At 75.4% G+C, this 14,314-nt stretch carries 12 protein-coding genes and 1 pseudogene; 4 read left to right on the top strand and 9 right to left on the bottom strand.

Going from position 1 to position 14,314, the window contains the following annotated elements; genetic code table 11:
• Positions 1-414 (bottom strand): annotated as a pseudogene (locus RYN42_RS16565) (hypothetical protein); the annotation flags it as partial.
• Positions 415-469: 55 nt separating this feature from the next.
• On the bottom strand, positions 470-1,315 hold the full coding sequence (locus tag RYN42_RS16560) for a formate/nitrite transporter family protein (RefSeq protein WP_315097910.1): 846 nt from the start codon (positions 1,313-1,315) through the stop codon (positions 470-472).
• 88 nt (positions 1,316-1,403) lie between these two features.
• Between RYN42_RS16560 and RYN42_RS16555 the strand changes: the two genes are divergently transcribed.
• The gene (locus RYN42_RS16555; RefSeq protein ID WP_315097909.1) at positions 1,404-2,474 is read left to right on the top strand and encodes an NADH:flavin oxidoreductase/NADH oxidase; all 1,071 of its coding nucleotides are present in this window, start codon (positions 1,404-1,406) and stop codon (positions 2,472-2,474) included.
• On the opposite strand, the gene hutI is transcribed toward RYN42_RS16555, so the two are convergent.
• The 5 genes from hutI to hutH are packed head-to-tail and all read right to left on the bottom strand — an operon-like array spanning position 2,471 to position 9,255.
• Entirely contained in the window at positions 2,471-3,613 is a 1,143-nt protein-coding gene (gene hutI / locus RYN42_RS16550; RefSeq protein WP_315097908.1) for an imidazolonepropionase, read from the bottom strand. The two genes, RYN42_RS16555 and hutI, sit on opposite strands and share 4 nt — an antisense overlap.
• A complete protein-coding gene (locus tag RYN42_RS16545; RefSeq protein ID WP_315097907.1) occupies positions 3,610-4,923 on the bottom strand; it encodes a formimidoylglutamate deiminase in 1,314 nt (437 codons plus the stop codon). The genes hutI and RYN42_RS16545 overlap by 4 nt, the downstream gene beginning before the upstream one ends.
• Entirely contained in the window at positions 4,920-6,083 is a 1,164-nt protein-coding gene (locus RYN42_RS16540) for an allantoate amidohydrolase (protein WP_315097906.1), read from the bottom strand. The genes RYN42_RS16545 and RYN42_RS16540 overlap by 4 nt, the downstream gene beginning before the upstream one ends.
• Positions 6,080-7,741 carry a urocanate hydratase gene (hutU, locus tag RYN42_RS16535; RefSeq protein WP_315097905.1) on the bottom strand — a complete coding sequence of 554 codons (1,662 nt, stop codon included), beginning with the start codon at positions 7,739-7,741 and terminating at the stop codon, positions 6,080-6,082. The genes RYN42_RS16540 and hutU overlap by 4 nt, the downstream gene beginning before the upstream one ends.
• Positions 7,738-9,255 carry a histidine ammonia-lyase gene (gene hutH / locus RYN42_RS16530; protein WP_315097904.1) on the bottom strand — a complete coding sequence of 506 codons (1,518 nt, stop codon included), beginning with the start codon at positions 9,253-9,255 and terminating at the stop codon, positions 7,738-7,740. The genes hutU and hutH overlap by 4 nt, the downstream gene beginning before the upstream one ends.
• Before the next feature lie 80 nt (positions 9,256-9,335).
• Between hutH and RYN42_RS16525 the strand changes: the two genes are divergently transcribed.
• Positions 9,336-10,070 carry an IclR family transcriptional regulator gene (locus RYN42_RS16525; RefSeq protein WP_315097903.1) on the top strand — a complete coding sequence of 245 codons (735 nt, stop codon included), beginning with the start codon at positions 9,336-9,338 and terminating at the stop codon, positions 10,068-10,070.
• Here the strand turns inward: RYN42_RS16525 and RYN42_RS16520 are convergent.
• The gene (locus tag RYN42_RS16520) at positions 10,067-11,461 is read right to left on the bottom strand and encodes an NAD-dependent malic enzyme (RefSeq protein WP_315097902.1); all 1,395 of its coding nucleotides are present in this window, start codon (positions 11,459-11,461) and stop codon (positions 10,067-10,069) included. The two genes, RYN42_RS16525 and RYN42_RS16520, sit on opposite strands and share 4 nt — an antisense overlap.
• 34 nt (positions 11,462-11,495) lie before the next feature.
• On the opposite strand from RYN42_RS16520, the gene RYN42_RS16515 reads away from it, so the two are divergent.
• On the top strand, positions 11,496-12,317 hold the full coding sequence (locus RYN42_RS16515) for a cell filamentation protein Fic (protein WP_315097901.1): 822 nt from the start codon (positions 11,496-11,498) through the stop codon (positions 12,315-12,317).
• Positions 12,318-12,678: 361 nt separating this feature from the next.
• Here RYN42_RS16515 and RYN42_RS16510 read toward each other — a convergent pair whose 3' ends face one another.
• Entirely contained in the window at positions 12,679-13,485 is an 807-nt protein-coding gene (locus tag RYN42_RS16510) for an HAD family hydrolase (protein ID WP_315097900.1), read from the bottom strand.
• A 206-nt stretch (positions 13,486-13,691) separates the two neighbouring features.
• On the opposite strand from RYN42_RS16510, the gene RYN42_RS16505 reads away from it, so the two are divergent.
• Positions 13,692-14,314 (top strand): pilus assembly protein FlpE (locus RYN42_RS16505; RefSeq protein WP_315097899.1); only part of this gene is annotated, 623 nt, incomplete at its 3' end.

Below are 14,314 nucleotides of genomic sequence, written 5' to 3'. Positions count from 1 at the left end.
GTCCGGGAACAGGCGGTCGTCGTCGTCGGCAGCGGCGGTGGCAGGGGTCGCAGCAAAGCGGGCGGGCTCGGCGGGGGTGGGAGCCGGCGGGGCCGCAGCGGGGGTCGGCTCGGGGTCCGGGGCGGTCGTGGCGACGACGGGGCCGGGACCGGGCTCGTCGGGCGGGGTGGGAGTCGGGCGGACGACCGCGTGGCGGCCGGTGTCCACAGGCGGCTCGACGGCGGCGGGCTCGGCGTCGGGCCGCCGCGTGTCCGCGTCGGGCTCCGTCGCGGCCGGTGGGTCGAGCGTCTCCACCGTGGGGGCGACCGTGTGGGCGGGGGAGTCGTCGGCGGCCGGCGTCGTCTCCTCGATCGCGGGAACCGTCTCGTCGGAGGTGCGCGCCTCGTCGGGGCGGTGCGGGTCGGAGGTGCTCATGCGTGCTCCTCGAAGCTGGCCACTCGGGCGGCGCCGGGCGACGCCGCTGTTCGAGTCACCGTATGGCCAGCGGCTCCCGGTCGCCGGGCAGCGCGCCCGAGCCGGACGTGCGCGGCTGCTCGAGGGTCGGCGTCGGGCGGCTGCCGTACGCGTACGCGGCACCGACCAGGAGGCCGCCGCCGATCAGGTTGCCGAGGCCCACCAGGGCGATGTTCCGGGCCATCTCGCCGACGGTCGCGCCGGGCAGGCTGCCGTACAGGCCGAGGGAGAACGTCGTCATGTTGGCGACGACGTGCTCGAAGCCCGAGGTGATGAACACCATGACGCAGGCGAAGACGACCGCGATCCGTGCGCCCTCGCTGCGCAGCCGGCCGGCGCACCAGATGGCCAGGCAGACCAGCACGTTGCACAGGATGCCGCGGACCAGCAGCTGCGCGGAGGTCTCGTCGGCCTTGTGCTCGACCATGCTGGCCAGGACCGCCCCGCCGGCGGTGCCGGGGGCCATGACACCCGAGACGTGCACGAGGAGCGCGAAGACCATCGCGCCCACCAGGTTGCCCGCCATGCACGCCAGCAGGGTCAGGCCGGCGCGGCCCCAGCCGATCACGCCGCGGATCGCACCCTGCGTGAGGATCATCATCGCGGACGTGGCCAGCTCGCCCCCGGCCACGACCACGATGGTCAGCGCGACGCCGAACACCAGGCCCTGCACGAGCGGCGTGAACGGCGAGGCGGCCACGAACAGCGGACCGCCCGCGGTGGCCATGATGAGGACGCCGATGCCGATGTACGCCCCGGCCAGCATGGTGCGGACCAGGAACACCCCGGGCGACGCGGTCAGCTCGACCTTGTGGTGGGCGGCGACCGCCTGGGAGTCGACCGCGTCGGGGATGCTCAGCACCCGTCCATGGTCGCGCGGCGCGGCCGACGTGATGGGGGTCCTAGGGCCCGGGGGAATCGGTGGCGCCGCCCGTCGGTTGCGACCGCACGTGACCCTCCTCTTCTCGCCGCTCACCCTGCGCGGCACCACGTTCGCCAACCGCGCCTGGCTCGCGCCGATGTGCCAGTACTCGGCCGTCGACGGCAGCCCGAACGACTGGCACCTGGTTCACCTCGGCGCACGCGCGGCGGGCGGGTTCGGGCTGCTGCTCGCGGAGGCCACGGCCGTCGTGCCGGAGGGGCGGATCACCCCGGAGGACACCGGGCTCTGGCACGACCTGCACATCGCCGAGTGGCGGCGGATCACGGACTTCGTGCACGAGCGCGGCACGCTGGTCGGCGTGCAGCTCGCCCACGCGGGCCGCAAGGCCTCGACCTACTCCCCGTTCGCCGACGCCAGCGGCTCGGTGCCGTCGGCGCAGGGCGGCTGGACCACGGTCGGACCGTCGGCGACGGCCTTTTCCGGTCTGGCGACGCCGCACGCGCTGACGCTGGACGAGATCGGTCGCATCCCGGCGGCGTTCGCCGAGGCCGCCCGCCGGGCCGACGACGCAGGGTTCGACGTGGTCGAGCTGCACGCCGCGCACGGGTACCTGCTGCACCAGTTCCTCTCGCCCCTGTCCAACGACCGCGACGACGAGTACGGCGGCTCGCTGGAGAACCGCGCACGCCTGCTCGTCGAGACCGCGGACGCCGTGCGCGCCGCCTGGCCGGACCACAAGCCGCTGTTCGTCCGGCTGTCCGCGACCGACTGGGTCGAGGGCGGGCTCACGGTCGACGAGGTCGCACAGGTGGCCAAGGAGCTCGGCGTTCACGGCGTCGACCTGGTGGACGTCTCGACCGGGGGCAACGCACCCGCGTCGATCCCCGTCGGCCCCGGCTACCAGGTCCCCGCCGCGCGCGAGGTGCGCGAGACGTCGGCGCTGCCCGTGGCGGCGGTCGGGCTGCTCACCGAGCCGGCGCAGGCCGAGGCGGTGCTGGCCGACGGCTCCGCGGACGCCGTCCTGCTGGGCCGCGAGGGCCTGCGCGACCCGTTCTGGCCGCTGCGGGCCGCGCACGAGCTGGGCGTCGAGGACGTCAGCTCCTGGCAGCCGCAGTACCGCCGGGCGACCTGGGCCTAGAGGCTCAGCCCGCGGGCGATCGGCACCCCCGGGCGGTAGGCCAGGTGCCGGTAGGTCGGGGCGTCGAGCACCGCGAGGTCAGCGCGCGCGCCCACCCGGAGGTGGCCCACGTCCTCGCGGCGCAGCGCGTGGGCGCCGCCCAGGGTGGCCGCCCGGACCGCCTCGGCGACCGTCATCCCCATCTCCCGGACCGCGAGCGCGATCATCAGGGGCATCGACGTGGAGAAGCAGGTGCCCGGGTTGCAGTCGGTGGCCAGTGCCACCTCGGCGCCCGCGTCGAGCAGCCGGCGCGCGTTCGGTGAGGGCGACCGGGTGGAGAACTCGACCCCGGGCAGCAGCGTGGCGACCGTGTCGCTGCCGGCCAGTGCGGCGACGTCGGAGTCAGCGAGGTAGGTGCAGTGGTCGACGCTCGCGGCGCCGAGCTCCACGGCGAGCTTGACCCCGGGGCCGGGGGCGAGCTGGTTGCCGTGCACCCGCAGCTCCAGCCCTGCGGCCTGCGCGGCGAGGAGCACGGCGCGGGACTCGCCGGCGTCGAACGCGTAGGGGCTGGCGGGGTCGCAGAACACGTCGGCCCAGCGGGCGTGCGGCGCGCAGGCTGCGAGCATCGGCCCGGTCACCAGGGCCAGGTACTCGCCGCGGTCGGCGCCGGCCGGGACGACGTGCGCACCGAGGAACGTGGTCTCGGCGGTGACCTCGCGGGCGAGGCGCAGCAGGCGCTCCTCGGTCTCGACGTCGAGGCCGTAGCCGCTCTTGATCTCCAGGGTCGTGGTGCCCTGGCTGCGGGACTCGGCGACGAGCCGGGCGAGCGACGCACGGAGCTCGGCGTCGGAGGCGGCGCGCGTCGCCGCGACCGTCGTCGCGATCCCCCCGCCGGTGTACGTGGTGCCGGCCATGCGGGCCTCGAACTCGGCGGACCGGTCGCCGGCGAAGACCAGGTGCGTGTGCGAGTCGACGAAGCCGGGGACCACCGCGGCGCCGGCGAGGTCGGAGCGCCGGTCGGCGGCCGGGGCGTCCTGCGCGGACCCGACCCAGACGACGAGCCCGTCCTGCGCGACCAGCGCGGCGCCGAGCAGCGGCCCGCCGAAGCGGTCGTCGTGCGTGGTCAGCTCACCGATGCCGGTGACCAGGTGCGACGTCATCGGGATTCCCCCCACGCGCTCCTGACGGCCGTGCCCAGCATGGCCCCCACGTCGCCGAGCACGTGCCGCCCGCCCTCGACCCGCACGACGCCGCCGACCACCACCGTGTCGACGTCCCCGCTGCCCGCGACCAGGACCAGCTGCGCCGGGTCCGCCCCGGCGGTGCGCGGGGTGTCCGTGCGGACGGCGACCAGGTCGGCCGGGGCACCGACGGCCAGGCGCCCACCCGCGGGGTCGCCCAGGCTCGCGTGACCCCCCGACGTCAGGAGCCCCAGCAGCTCGGCGGGGGAGAACACGCCGCGGGTCTCGTCGGCCAGCCGCTCGTGCAGCTCGACCGACCGTGCCTCCGCCAGCAGGTCGGTCCGGACGTGCTGGTCGCTGCCCACGCTCAGCCGGGCGCCCGCCGCGTGCAGGAGGGCGCCGGGCGCGATGCCGTCGCCGAGGTCCTGCTCGGTGGACGGGCACAGGCAGACGCCGGTGCGGGTGGAGCCCAGGATGGCGACGTCCTCGGGGGTGACGTGCACCGCGTGCACCGCGGTCGTGCGCGGGCCCAGGGCGCCCGCGTCCTCCAGCACCCGCGCGGGGGTGGCGCCGAACGTGGCCAGCGCCTGCTCGTTCTCCAGGCGCTGCTCGGACAGGTGCACGTGCAGCGGGCGTCCCGAGGCGTGCGCGGCGATCACCGGGATCGCGTCGAGGGGGACCGCGCGCACGGAGTGGATCGCGGCGCCGACGGTCATCGTGTCGTCCGGGCGGATCGCGGCGACGCGGGCGGCCCAGGCGTCGGCGTCGCGGTCCCCGAACCGTCGCTGGACTCCCGCGAGCGGCGCGTCGATCCCGCCGGTCAGGTAGGCGGTGTCCAGGAGCGTGAGCCGCAGGCCGGCGTCGCGGGCCGCCGTGCGCAGGGCCTCGGCCATGACGTTCGGGTCGTCGTAGGGCGTGCCGCCGGGGCCGTGGTGCAGGTAGTGGAACTCGCCGACCACGGTGACGCCGGCCAGCACCATCTCCGCGTAGGTGGCGCGGGCGAGGTCGAGGTACGTGTCCGGGGTCAGGGTCGCGGCGAGCGCGTACATGCGGTCCCGCCAGGTCCAGAACGTGCCGCCGCCGTCGTGCGTCCGGCCCCGCAGCGCGCGGTGGAACGCGTGGGAGTGGGTGTTGGCGAAGCCGGGCAGGACGACGCCGGGGAGCCGGTGGTCGTCGGGGCCGGCGGCCCCGGTCTCGACAGCCGTGATCCGGCCGCCGGCCACGGTGACGCGGACGTCGCTCGTCAGCCCCGTCGGGAGCCACGCGTGGGCGGCCCAGTACGTCGTCACGTGAGCAACCGTCCCAGGGCGGCGGCGAGCGCGTCGATGCCCGCCAGGCAGTCGGCCTCGTCGGCGTCCTCCGCGGCCGCGTGCGAGATGCCGGTCGGGTTGCGGACGAAGAGCATCGCCGTCGGGATGCCCGCCGCGGCGAGGATGCCGGCGTCGTGGCCGGCTCCGGTGCCCAGGCGTGGCGGGTCGCCCAGCGTGCCCGCGACCAGGTCCGCGAGGTCGGCGTCGAGCACGGTGACCGGGGTCCAGGACTCCTCCTGCGGCACGTAGGTCTCGAGCGCGGCGAGGACCGCGCGGACCGCGGACTCCTCCGCGGCGCGGACGTCCAGCCACGCGGTGACCTGGGACGGGATCGCGTTGACCCCGTTCGGGTCCACCCGCACCTTCCCGACGGTGGCCAGCGCGCCCGCGTCCTGCGCGGCCCGGCGGACGTGGGCGATCAGCGCCGCGAGGTCGAGCATCGGGTCGTGCCGGTCGGCCAGCGGGGTGGTGCCGGCGTGGTTGGCCTCACCGCGCAGCTCGACGCGCCAGCGGCCGTGCGGCCAGATCATCCGCCCGACGCCCACCGGGTCGCCGGTGTGCACGAGGGCGCGGCCCTGCTCGACGTGCAGCTCGACGAAGGACGCGATGCGGCGCAGCGCCTGCGGGTCAGGGCCGAGCTCCGCGGGGTCGCGGCCGGCGGTGCGCAGGGCGTCGGCCATGCTCACCCCGTCGGCATCGCGCAGCGCCCGCGCCCGGTCCGCGTCCAGCACGCCCGTGATCAGGCGGGAGCCCGCGCACGCGACGCCGAAGCGGGCGCCCTCCTCGTCGACGAAGCTCACGATGCCCAGCGGCCGCGCCGGCGTGACGCCGCGCTCCCGCAGCAGGTCGAGGGCCGCGAACCCGCTGACCACGCCGAGCGGCCCGTCGAACGCACCGCCGCCCGGCACGGAGTCGAGGTGGCTGCCGGTGACGACCCCCGGCGTCGCGTCCGGGTCGCCCCACCACGCCCACTGGTTGCCCGCGCGGTCGGTCACCAGGTCCAGGCCGCGCGCCTGCGCCTCTGCGGCGAACCACTCGCGCAGCGTGTGGTCCTCGCGGGTCCAGGCGAACCGGCGGTAGCCGCCGTCGGTGGCGCGCCCGACCGGCTCGAGGTCCGACCACGTGCTCGCGAACGTCACGTGCTCTCCCGCATCGGCACGCGCAGCCCGTGGTCCGTCGCCACCTCGTCGGCCCGCGCGTACCCCGCGTCCACGTGCCGCAGCACGCCCATAGCGGGGTCGTTGGAGAGCACGCGGGCCAGCTTGCGCGCCGCGAGGTCGGTGCCGTCGGCGACGGACACCTGCCCGGCGTGGATGGAACGGCCCATGCCGACGCCGCCGCCGTGGTGGATCGAGACCCAGGTGGCGCCGGAGCTCGCGGCGACCAGCGCGTTCAGCAGCGGCCAGTCGGCGATCGCGTCGGAGCCGTCGGCCATGCCCTCGGTCTCCCGGTACGGGGAGGCGACCGAGCCGGCGTCGAGGTGGTCCCGGCCGATGACCAGCGGCGCGGTCACGTGTCCTGACGCGACCAGCTCGTTGAACCGCAGCCCGGCCCGGTCGCGCTCCCCGTGGCCGAGCCAGCAGATGCGGGCCGGCAGCCCCTGGAACGCGACCCGGTCCTGCGCGGCGCGGATCCAGCGGTGCAGGTGGTCGTCGTCGGGGAACAGGTCGAGCACGGCCCGGTCGGTCACCGCGATGTCGTGCGGGTCCCCGGACAGGGCGGCCCACCGGAACGGCCCCTTGCCCTCCGCGAACAGCGGCCGGATGTACGCGGGGACGAACCCGGGGAAGTCGAACGCCCGCTCGTAGCCGCCCTGCCGTGCCTCGTCGCGGATCGAGTTGCCGTAGTCGAACACCTCGGCTCCCGCGTCCAGGAACCCGACCATCGCCTCGACGTGCCGGGCCATGGACTCGCGCGCCCGCTCGGTGAACTCCTCCGGTTTCGCGGCCGCGTAGGACGCCCAGTCGGCCACCTCGACGCCGACCGGGAGGTAGCTCAGCGGGTCGTGCGCGGACGTCTGGTCGGTGACCACGTCGACCTCGACCCCGCGGCGCAGCAGCTCGGGCAGCACGGAGGCGCAGTTGCCGACGACGCCGACGGAGACTGCGCGCTTCTCCTGCTTCGCCTCGGTGACCAGCATGATCGCCTCGTCAAGGCTCGTCGCCACCCGGTCCAGGTAGCGCTCGCGGACCCGCCGGTGCAACCGGTCGCCGTCGACGTCGACGATCAGGCACACGCCGCCGTTGAGCGTCACCGCGAGCGGCTGCGCACCGCCCATGCCCCCGCAGCCGCCGGTCACGGTCAGCGTGCCGGCCAGCGTCCCGCCGAACCGCTTCGCGGCCACCGCGGCGAGCGTCTCGTACGTGCCCTGCAGGATCCCCTGCGTGCCGATGTAGATCCACGAGCCCGCGGTCATCTGCCCGTACATGGTCAGCCCGAGCTGCTCCAGGCGCCGGAACTCCGGCCACGTCGCCCAGTCGCCCACGAGGTTCGAGTTGGCGATCAGCACGCGCGGCGCCCACTCGTGCGTGGTGAGCACGCCGACCGGCTTGCCGGACTGGACGAGCAGCGTCTCGTCGTCGCCGAGCGTGGTCAGCGTCCGCACGATCGCGTCGTACGCGTCCCACGACCGGGCGGCCTTGCCGGTCCCGCCGTAGACGACCAGGGCGTCCGGGCGCTCGGCCACCTCCGGGTCGAGGTTGTTCATGAGCATCCGCAGCGGCGCCTCGGTCTGCCAGCTGCGGGCGGTCAGCGTGCTGCCGCGCGGTGCGCGGACGGGGCGGGGTCCGGCGGTCATGAGTGGGCTCCTAGGTGTGCGGCGACCGCGCCGGAGCGGACGGCCTCGGCTGCGGTCTCCAGGTCCGGTCCCAGATAGGTGTCGGGGCCGGGGCCGGGGATGCCGCGCGCACGCAGCAGGTCCTTGACCGCCCGCGTGATCGGCGACGGCTCCAGGGGTGCGCGCAGGTCCTGCGCCCGTGCGGCGGTGAGCAGCTCGATGCCGAGCACCCGGGTCAGGGCGTCGATCGACCGGCGCAGCTTGCGGGCCGCGTGCCAGCCCATCGACACGTGGTCCTCCTGCATGGCCGACGACGGGATCGAGTCGACGCTGGCCGGCACCGCCAGCCGCTTGAGCTCGCTGACCAGCCCGGCGGCCGTGTACTGCGCGATCATCAGGCCGGAGTCGACGCCGGGGTCGTGCGCGAGGAACGCGGGCAGGCCGTGGCTGCGGGCGACGTCGAGGAACCGGTCGGTGCGGCGCTCGGACATGCTCGCGACGTCGGCGACGGCGATCGCCAGGAAGTCGAGCACGTACCCGACCGGGGCGCCGTGGAAGTTCCCGTTGGACTCGACCCGGCCGTCGTCGGTGATCACCGGGTTGTCGATCGCGGCGGACAGCTCGCGCTCGGCCACGGTCCGCGCGTGCGCGACGGTGTCCCGCGCGGCACCGTGCACCTGCGGCGCGCACCGCAGCGAGTACGCGTCCTGCACGCGGGTGCACTCGGGGGTCTGGTGGCTGGCCACGATCCCGGAGCCGCGCAGCACCGCGCGGATGTTCGCGGCGGAGACGGCCTGCCCGGGGTGCGGGCGCAATCGCTGGAGGTCGGCGGCGAACACCGCGTCCGTCCCGAGCAGGGACTCCACGCTCATCGCCGCGGCGATGTCGGCCGTGTCCAGCAGGACGTCCAGGTCGTGCAGCGCGAGGGCGAGCATGCCGAGCATGCCGTCCGTCCCGTTGATGAGGGCGAGCCCCTCCTTCTCGGTGAGGGTGTGCACCGGTCGCTCCCCGGTGACCAGCTGCCCCGTGGCGTCGCGGACCTCGCCCTCGCCCATGAGCGCCAGCGCGCAGTGGGCGAGCGGTGCGAGGTCACCGGAGCAGCCGAGGGAGCCGTACTCGCGGACGACCGGCGTGAGGCCGGCGTCGAGCATCGCGGCGTAGGCGCTCGCGGTCTCGGGGCGGACGCCGGTGTGCCCGGTGGCCAGGGTGGACAGCCGCAGGAGCATGAGCGCTCGGACCACCTCGCGCTCGACCTCGGGCCCGGTGCTCGCCGCATGGGAGCGGACCAGGCTGCGCTGCAGGTCCAGGCGCTTGTCGGCCGGGATGGACAGGGTGGCCAGGGCGCCGAAGCCGGTGGAGATGCCGTAGTGCGGCTGAGCGTCCCGCGCCAGGGCGTCGACCACCTCGCGGCCCCGGGCGATCGCGGTCAGTGCCTCGCCGGAGAGCCGCACGCCCGCGCCGTGCCGGGCGACCGCGACGACGTCGGCGATGGAGACCGATCCGGTGCCGACGACGACGGTGGTGGGGGCGCCCATGACTCATGACACCGCGCGGCCGGCCCCTTGCGTAGGTGTGCCCCGGCGATACTGTCTGGGATGCCAGACAGGAGGCCCTCGTGAGCGCTGTGCCCGCCGCAGACGCCACCCTGCGCCTCCTGCGGCACCTGTCCCGCACCGGCCCGCTGCCCGCCGCCGCGCTGGCCACGGCGCTCGACCTCCCGCGGTCCACCACGTACCACCTGCTCGCCGTCCTCACCGAGCACGGGTTCGTCGTCCACCTGCCCGAGGAGCGCCGCTACGGCCTGGGTCTGAGCGCGTTTGAGCTCGGCTCCGCCTACTCGCGGCAGGCTCCGCTCGCCCGCGCGGCGCGGCCGGTGCTCGCACGGCTGGTGGACCAGGTGGGCGAGAGCGCGCACCTGGCCGTCCTGCACGGGCGGGACGTGGTCTACGTCGTCGAGGAGCGCGCGGCCGGCCGGCCCTCGTTGGTCACCGACGTGGGTGTGCGGCTCCCGGCCCACCTGACCGCGAGCGGCCGGGCGGTGCTCGCGGCGCTCCCGACCGCGCAGGTCCGCGCCCTGTTCCCCGGCCGGGAGGCCTTCGTCGACCGCACCGGTGTGGGTCCGCGGCGGCCGTCGGAGCTGCGGGCGATCCTCACCGAGGTGCGGCGGGTCGGGTGGGCGTCGGAGCACGGGGACGTGACCACGGGGTTCGCCTCCGTCGCGGTGGCCGTGCGGGACCACACCGGGCACCCGATCGCCGGGCTGGCCGTGACGTTCGAGGACGGGATGGTGCCCGACGGGCTGGTCCGGGCGACGCAGCGCGCAGCGGAGTCGCTCGCGCGGCGGGTCTAGGCGTCGACCGTCTCGTGCGCGGCCTTGGTCACGGCTGCCGCGACGACGGTCGTGACCTCCGGGTTGAACACGCTGGGGACGATGTAGGTCGGGTTGAGCTCGTCGTCCGTGACCACCGACGCCAGCGCCTGCGCGGCCGCCAGCAGCATCCGGCTGGTGATCCGGTGGGACTGCGCGTCGAGCAGGCCGCGGAACACCCCCGGGAACGCGAGCACGTTGTTGATCTGGTTGGCGAAGTCGGACCGACCGGTGCCGACGACGGCCGCGTACTGCGCCGCGTCGTCCGGGTCCACCTCCGGGCGGGGGTTGGCCAGCGCGAACACGATCGAGTCCGTGGCCATCGTCGAGACGTCGTGGCCCGTGATGACGTCCGGTGCGGAGACCCCGATGAACACGTCGGCGCCGGCGAGCGCGTCCGGGATGCTGCCGGAGACCCCGCGCGGGTTGGTCATCGACGCGGTCCAGAACAGGGACTCGTCGAGCCCGGGCCGGTCGGCGCGCACGACGCCCTCGATGTCCGCGACCACGACGTCCTTGGCGCCCGCGTCGAGGAGCAGCTTGAGCACGGCCGTCCCCGCCGCGCCCGCGCCCGACAGGACGATCCGCACCGACTCCAGGTCCTTGCCGACGACCTTGAGCGCGTTGGTCAGTGCCGCGACCACGACGATGGCGGTGCCGTGCTGGTCGTCGTGGAACACCGGGATGTCGAGGCGCTCCCGCAGGCGCCGCTCGATCTCGAAGCAGCGCGGCGCCGAGATGTCCTCGAGGTTGATCCCGGCGAACACCGGGGCGATGGCGCAGATGGTCTCGACGATCTGGTCCACGTCCGTGGTGTCCAGCGCGATGGGGAACGCGTCGATCCCGGCGAACCGCTTGAACAGCACCGCCTTGCCCTCCATGACCGGCAGGCTGGCCAGCGGACCGACGTTGCCGAGCCCCAGCACCGCCGTGCCGTCCGTGACCACGGCGATGGTGTTCCGCTTGATGGTCAGGCGGCGGGCGTCCTCCGGGTGGGCCGCGATCGCCTCGCAGATGCGTGCCACGCCGGGGGTGTACGCCATCGACAGGTCGTCGCGGTTGCGCAGCGGCACCTTCGACTCGATGGACAGCTTGCCGCCCAGGTGCATGAGGAAGGTGCGGTCGCTGACGCGCTCGACGACGACTCCGTGCAGGGCCTTGAGGGCGTCGACGATGTCCGCCGCGTGCGCCTCGCCGCGCGTCGCGCACGTGACGTCGACGGTCATCTGCTCGTGGCCGGAGGCCGTGACGTCCAGGGCCGTGACGATGCCGCCGGCCTTCTCGATCGCCGTGGTGAGCTCGCTGACGGCGGTCGGTCGGGCCTGCACCTCCAGGCGCGCGGTGATGGACGAGGAGACGCTCGGGGACACCATCTCGCCATTGTGGACTCATCTATAGGGTGACCGCGTGACCGACCCCCTCGCCCCCCTGCTCGAGCTCGCCGGGGTGGCCGAGGCCGTGGAGCGCGCCCGGGTGGCCTGCGAGGAGCTGCGCTGGCACGAGGCCTACCGGCGTCGCTGGCGGGAGGTCCGGGCGGAGGCGGGTCTGCGCGCCACGCAGGCGTCGTGCGCGGTCGAGGGCGTCCGGGTGCCGCTCTCCCTGGTCCGGGAGCTGGCGACCGGCGGCGGCACCGCGCCGGTGGTGACCGGCGCGCTCGGTGCGACCGTCCTGGTGGAGCAGTGGATGCCCGCGCTCGGAGCCCGCGGCGCCGCCGACCTCCCGCCGCTGCGCCAGCTCCTCGTCCGGGTGCACGTCGCCGCGACCGGCGGCTGGCTGGACGAGCCGAGCGTCGGCCGCCTCCGGGTGGTGGGGCCGCCGCAGGACCTCACCGGTCTCGGTCCCGCGCTGGCCGGCGACGAGCTGGCCGCGCGCGTGGACCTCCTGGACCGGACCGTGCGGACCACGCAGGTGCCCGCGCTCGTCGTGGCAGCCGTCGTGCACGGCGAGCTGCTGACCCTGCGTCCCTTCACTGCGGCCAACGGGCTGGTCGCGCGGGCCGTGGCGCGGTTGCTCCTGACCGCGCGCGGGCTGGACCCGACCGGGTCGGTGGTCGCGGAGGCCGCCTGGGCCGGCGCGTTGAACCCGTACCTGGGCGCGGCGGCCGGCTTCGCGACGGGGTCACCGCAGGGCGTGGCCGCGTGGGTGCGCGCGTACGGGGACGCGGTGGTGGTGGGGGCCGACGAGGCCCGCACGATCGCGGACGCGGTGCTCGCAGGCTCGCTGGGCTGACCGGGCGCGAGCAAGCCCTGAGACGCGCTCGCGGGCTGTCTGACGTCACTCATGACGTGGTCGGCCGGCCCGCGGTCCGCACGGCTGCCGGGCAGACGAACGGCGGCGCCCCGAGGGGCGCCGCCGCCAACAGCGGAACGCGAGGGTGATCAGGCGTGCACCGGTGTCGGTCGCGACGGGACGAGCCCGGTCGACCTGCCCATAGGTGGGCTCTCCTGCGCGTGGGTGCCCTCGCGGTCATGCAGTTGTGGTCCTGTCGTACTCCTCTTCCCGCGCGAGCAACACCCGCGACGACGACGCCGCAGGCCAGCGGGGTGAGGGCGCCGGATGCTGGGACGTGCGTCCGTGATGCGGGACCGCCTCAGGTGCTCCGGCGGCGCCGTCGGAGCAGGAGCCAGGTGACCAGCACGCCCGCGGCGACGAGGGTCACGACGCCCGCGGTCACGATCCGGGCCCGTGGGGGGAACAGCGGCACGGGGCGGACGAACGAGAGCGTGCCCCAGCCGCGCTCGACGGCGAGCCGGCGCAGCGCCCGGTCGGGGTTCACCGCGAACGCGTGGCCGACGGCGCCCAGCATGGGTGCGTCCGTGACGGAGTCGGAGTAGGCGTAGCTGGCGGCCAGGTCGAACCCCTCGACCTCCGCGAGCTCGCGGATGGCCGACGCCTTGTTCGGGCCGTAGGCGTAGAAGTCGATCTCACCCGTGTACCGCCCGTCGAGGACGTTCATCCGGGTCGCGATCACGTGGTCGGCACCGAGGATCGCGGCGATCGGCTCGACCACCTCGGCGCCCGACGCGGAGACCACCACGACGTCCCGGCCCGCGTCGTGGTGCTCCGCGATGAGCGCGACGGCCTCCGCGTACACGGTGGGGTCGATCGACTCGTGCAGGGTCTCCGCGACGATCGCCGACACCTGCGACACGTCCCAGCCGGCGACCATGCGTGACAGCTGCGCGCGCAGGCGCTCCGTCTGGTCCTCGTCGGCACCCCCGAGCTGGTAGAGCAGCTGCGCGTACGCGGTGCGCACCACCGAGCGGCGGGTCAGCAGGCCCCCCGCGAGGAACGGGCGCGAGAAGGCGGTCGCCGACGACGTCGCGATGATCGTCTTGTCGAGGTCGAAGAACGCAGCCTCGCGCAGGCCGTCCTGCGGCGTCGGGTCCTCGTCCATGCTGCTCCGGGCGGTCGGCGGCGGGGTGTCGTGCGGCTCGCGGCGAGCCTAGTGGGCGGCCCCGACACCACGGCGAGCCGCCCCCAGCCCCGCGTCCGTCGGCGGCGTCCACGGGTGCGCCAGGGTGCGGCCCGCGCAGGACGGGTGCGCGGCAGTGTTCCGGGTGCGCCGGCGGTCAGGTCGGGCCGGACGGAGAGGTGCACCCGATGACCCCCCTCACGGGAGCCCGTCCCGCCCACCCGACCTGGCCGTCGGTTGCCTCCACCCGGCGCCGCGCGCTCGTCGTGGGCGTGCTGGGCGGGCGTGGCGGAGCCGGTGCGTCGACCCTGGCCGCGGCCGTCGCCCGTCAGCTCGCACGCCGCACCGCCACGGTCCTGGTGGACCTGGACCGGGCGTCCGGCGGGATCGACGTGCTGCTCGGGCTCGAAGCCGCCGACGGTGTGCGCTGGCCGGACCTCGCCGACGCCCGCGGCGAGGTGTCGGGCGCCGACGTGCTGGCACTGCTGCCCCGATGGGGAGCCTGCGCGGTGCTGAGCGCCGACCGCGCTCGCCCGGGGCCACCCGAGCCGGCCGTGGTCGCCGACGTCCTGCACGCGCTCACCGCCGAGGCGGGAGCCCTCGTGCTGGACGTGGACCGCGGGGCGGTCGTCGCGGGGGAGTCGCTGGTCCGCGCGTGCGACGCGGTGCTCGTCGTCGCCCCGCGGGACCTGCGGACGGTCGCCGGGATCCTCGCGATGCGCCCGCACCTCGGCGACCCGGCGGTCCCGACCTGGCTCGTCGTCCGCGGCCCGGCGGTCGGCGGGCTGGGCGCCACGGAGCTCGGCGAGGC

The organism is uncultured Cellulomonas sp., from assembly GCF_963527515.1.
GTDB lineage: Bacteria > Actinomycetota > Actinomycetes > Actinomycetales > Cellulomonadaceae > Cellulomonas.
Note: the sequence above shows the minus strand (reverse complement) of the source record. Positions and strands in the feature narration are given on the sequence as shown.

Excerpts from the sequence above, each read along its gene's own strand:
- RYN42_RS16510 (WP_315097900.1), bottom strand. The coding sequence starts at position 13,485 with ATGGACGAGGACCCGACGCCGCAGGACGGCCTGCGCGAGGCTGCGTTC.
- hutH (WP_315097904.1), bottom strand. The coding sequence starts at position 9,255 with ATGGGCGCCCCCACCACCGTCGTCGTCGGCACCGGATCGGTCTCCATC.
- hutI (WP_315097908.1), bottom strand. The coding sequence starts at position 3,613 with ATGACGTCGCACCTGGTCACCGGCATCGGTGAGCTGACCACGCACGAC.
- hutU (WP_315097905.1), bottom strand. The coding sequence starts at position 7,741 with ATGACCGCCGGACCCCGCCCCGTCCGCGCACCGCGCGGCAGCACGCTG.
- RYN42_RS16520 (WP_315097902.1), bottom strand. The coding sequence starts at position 11,461 with ATGGTGTCCCCGAGCGTCTCCTCGTCCATCACCGCGCGCCTGGAGGTG.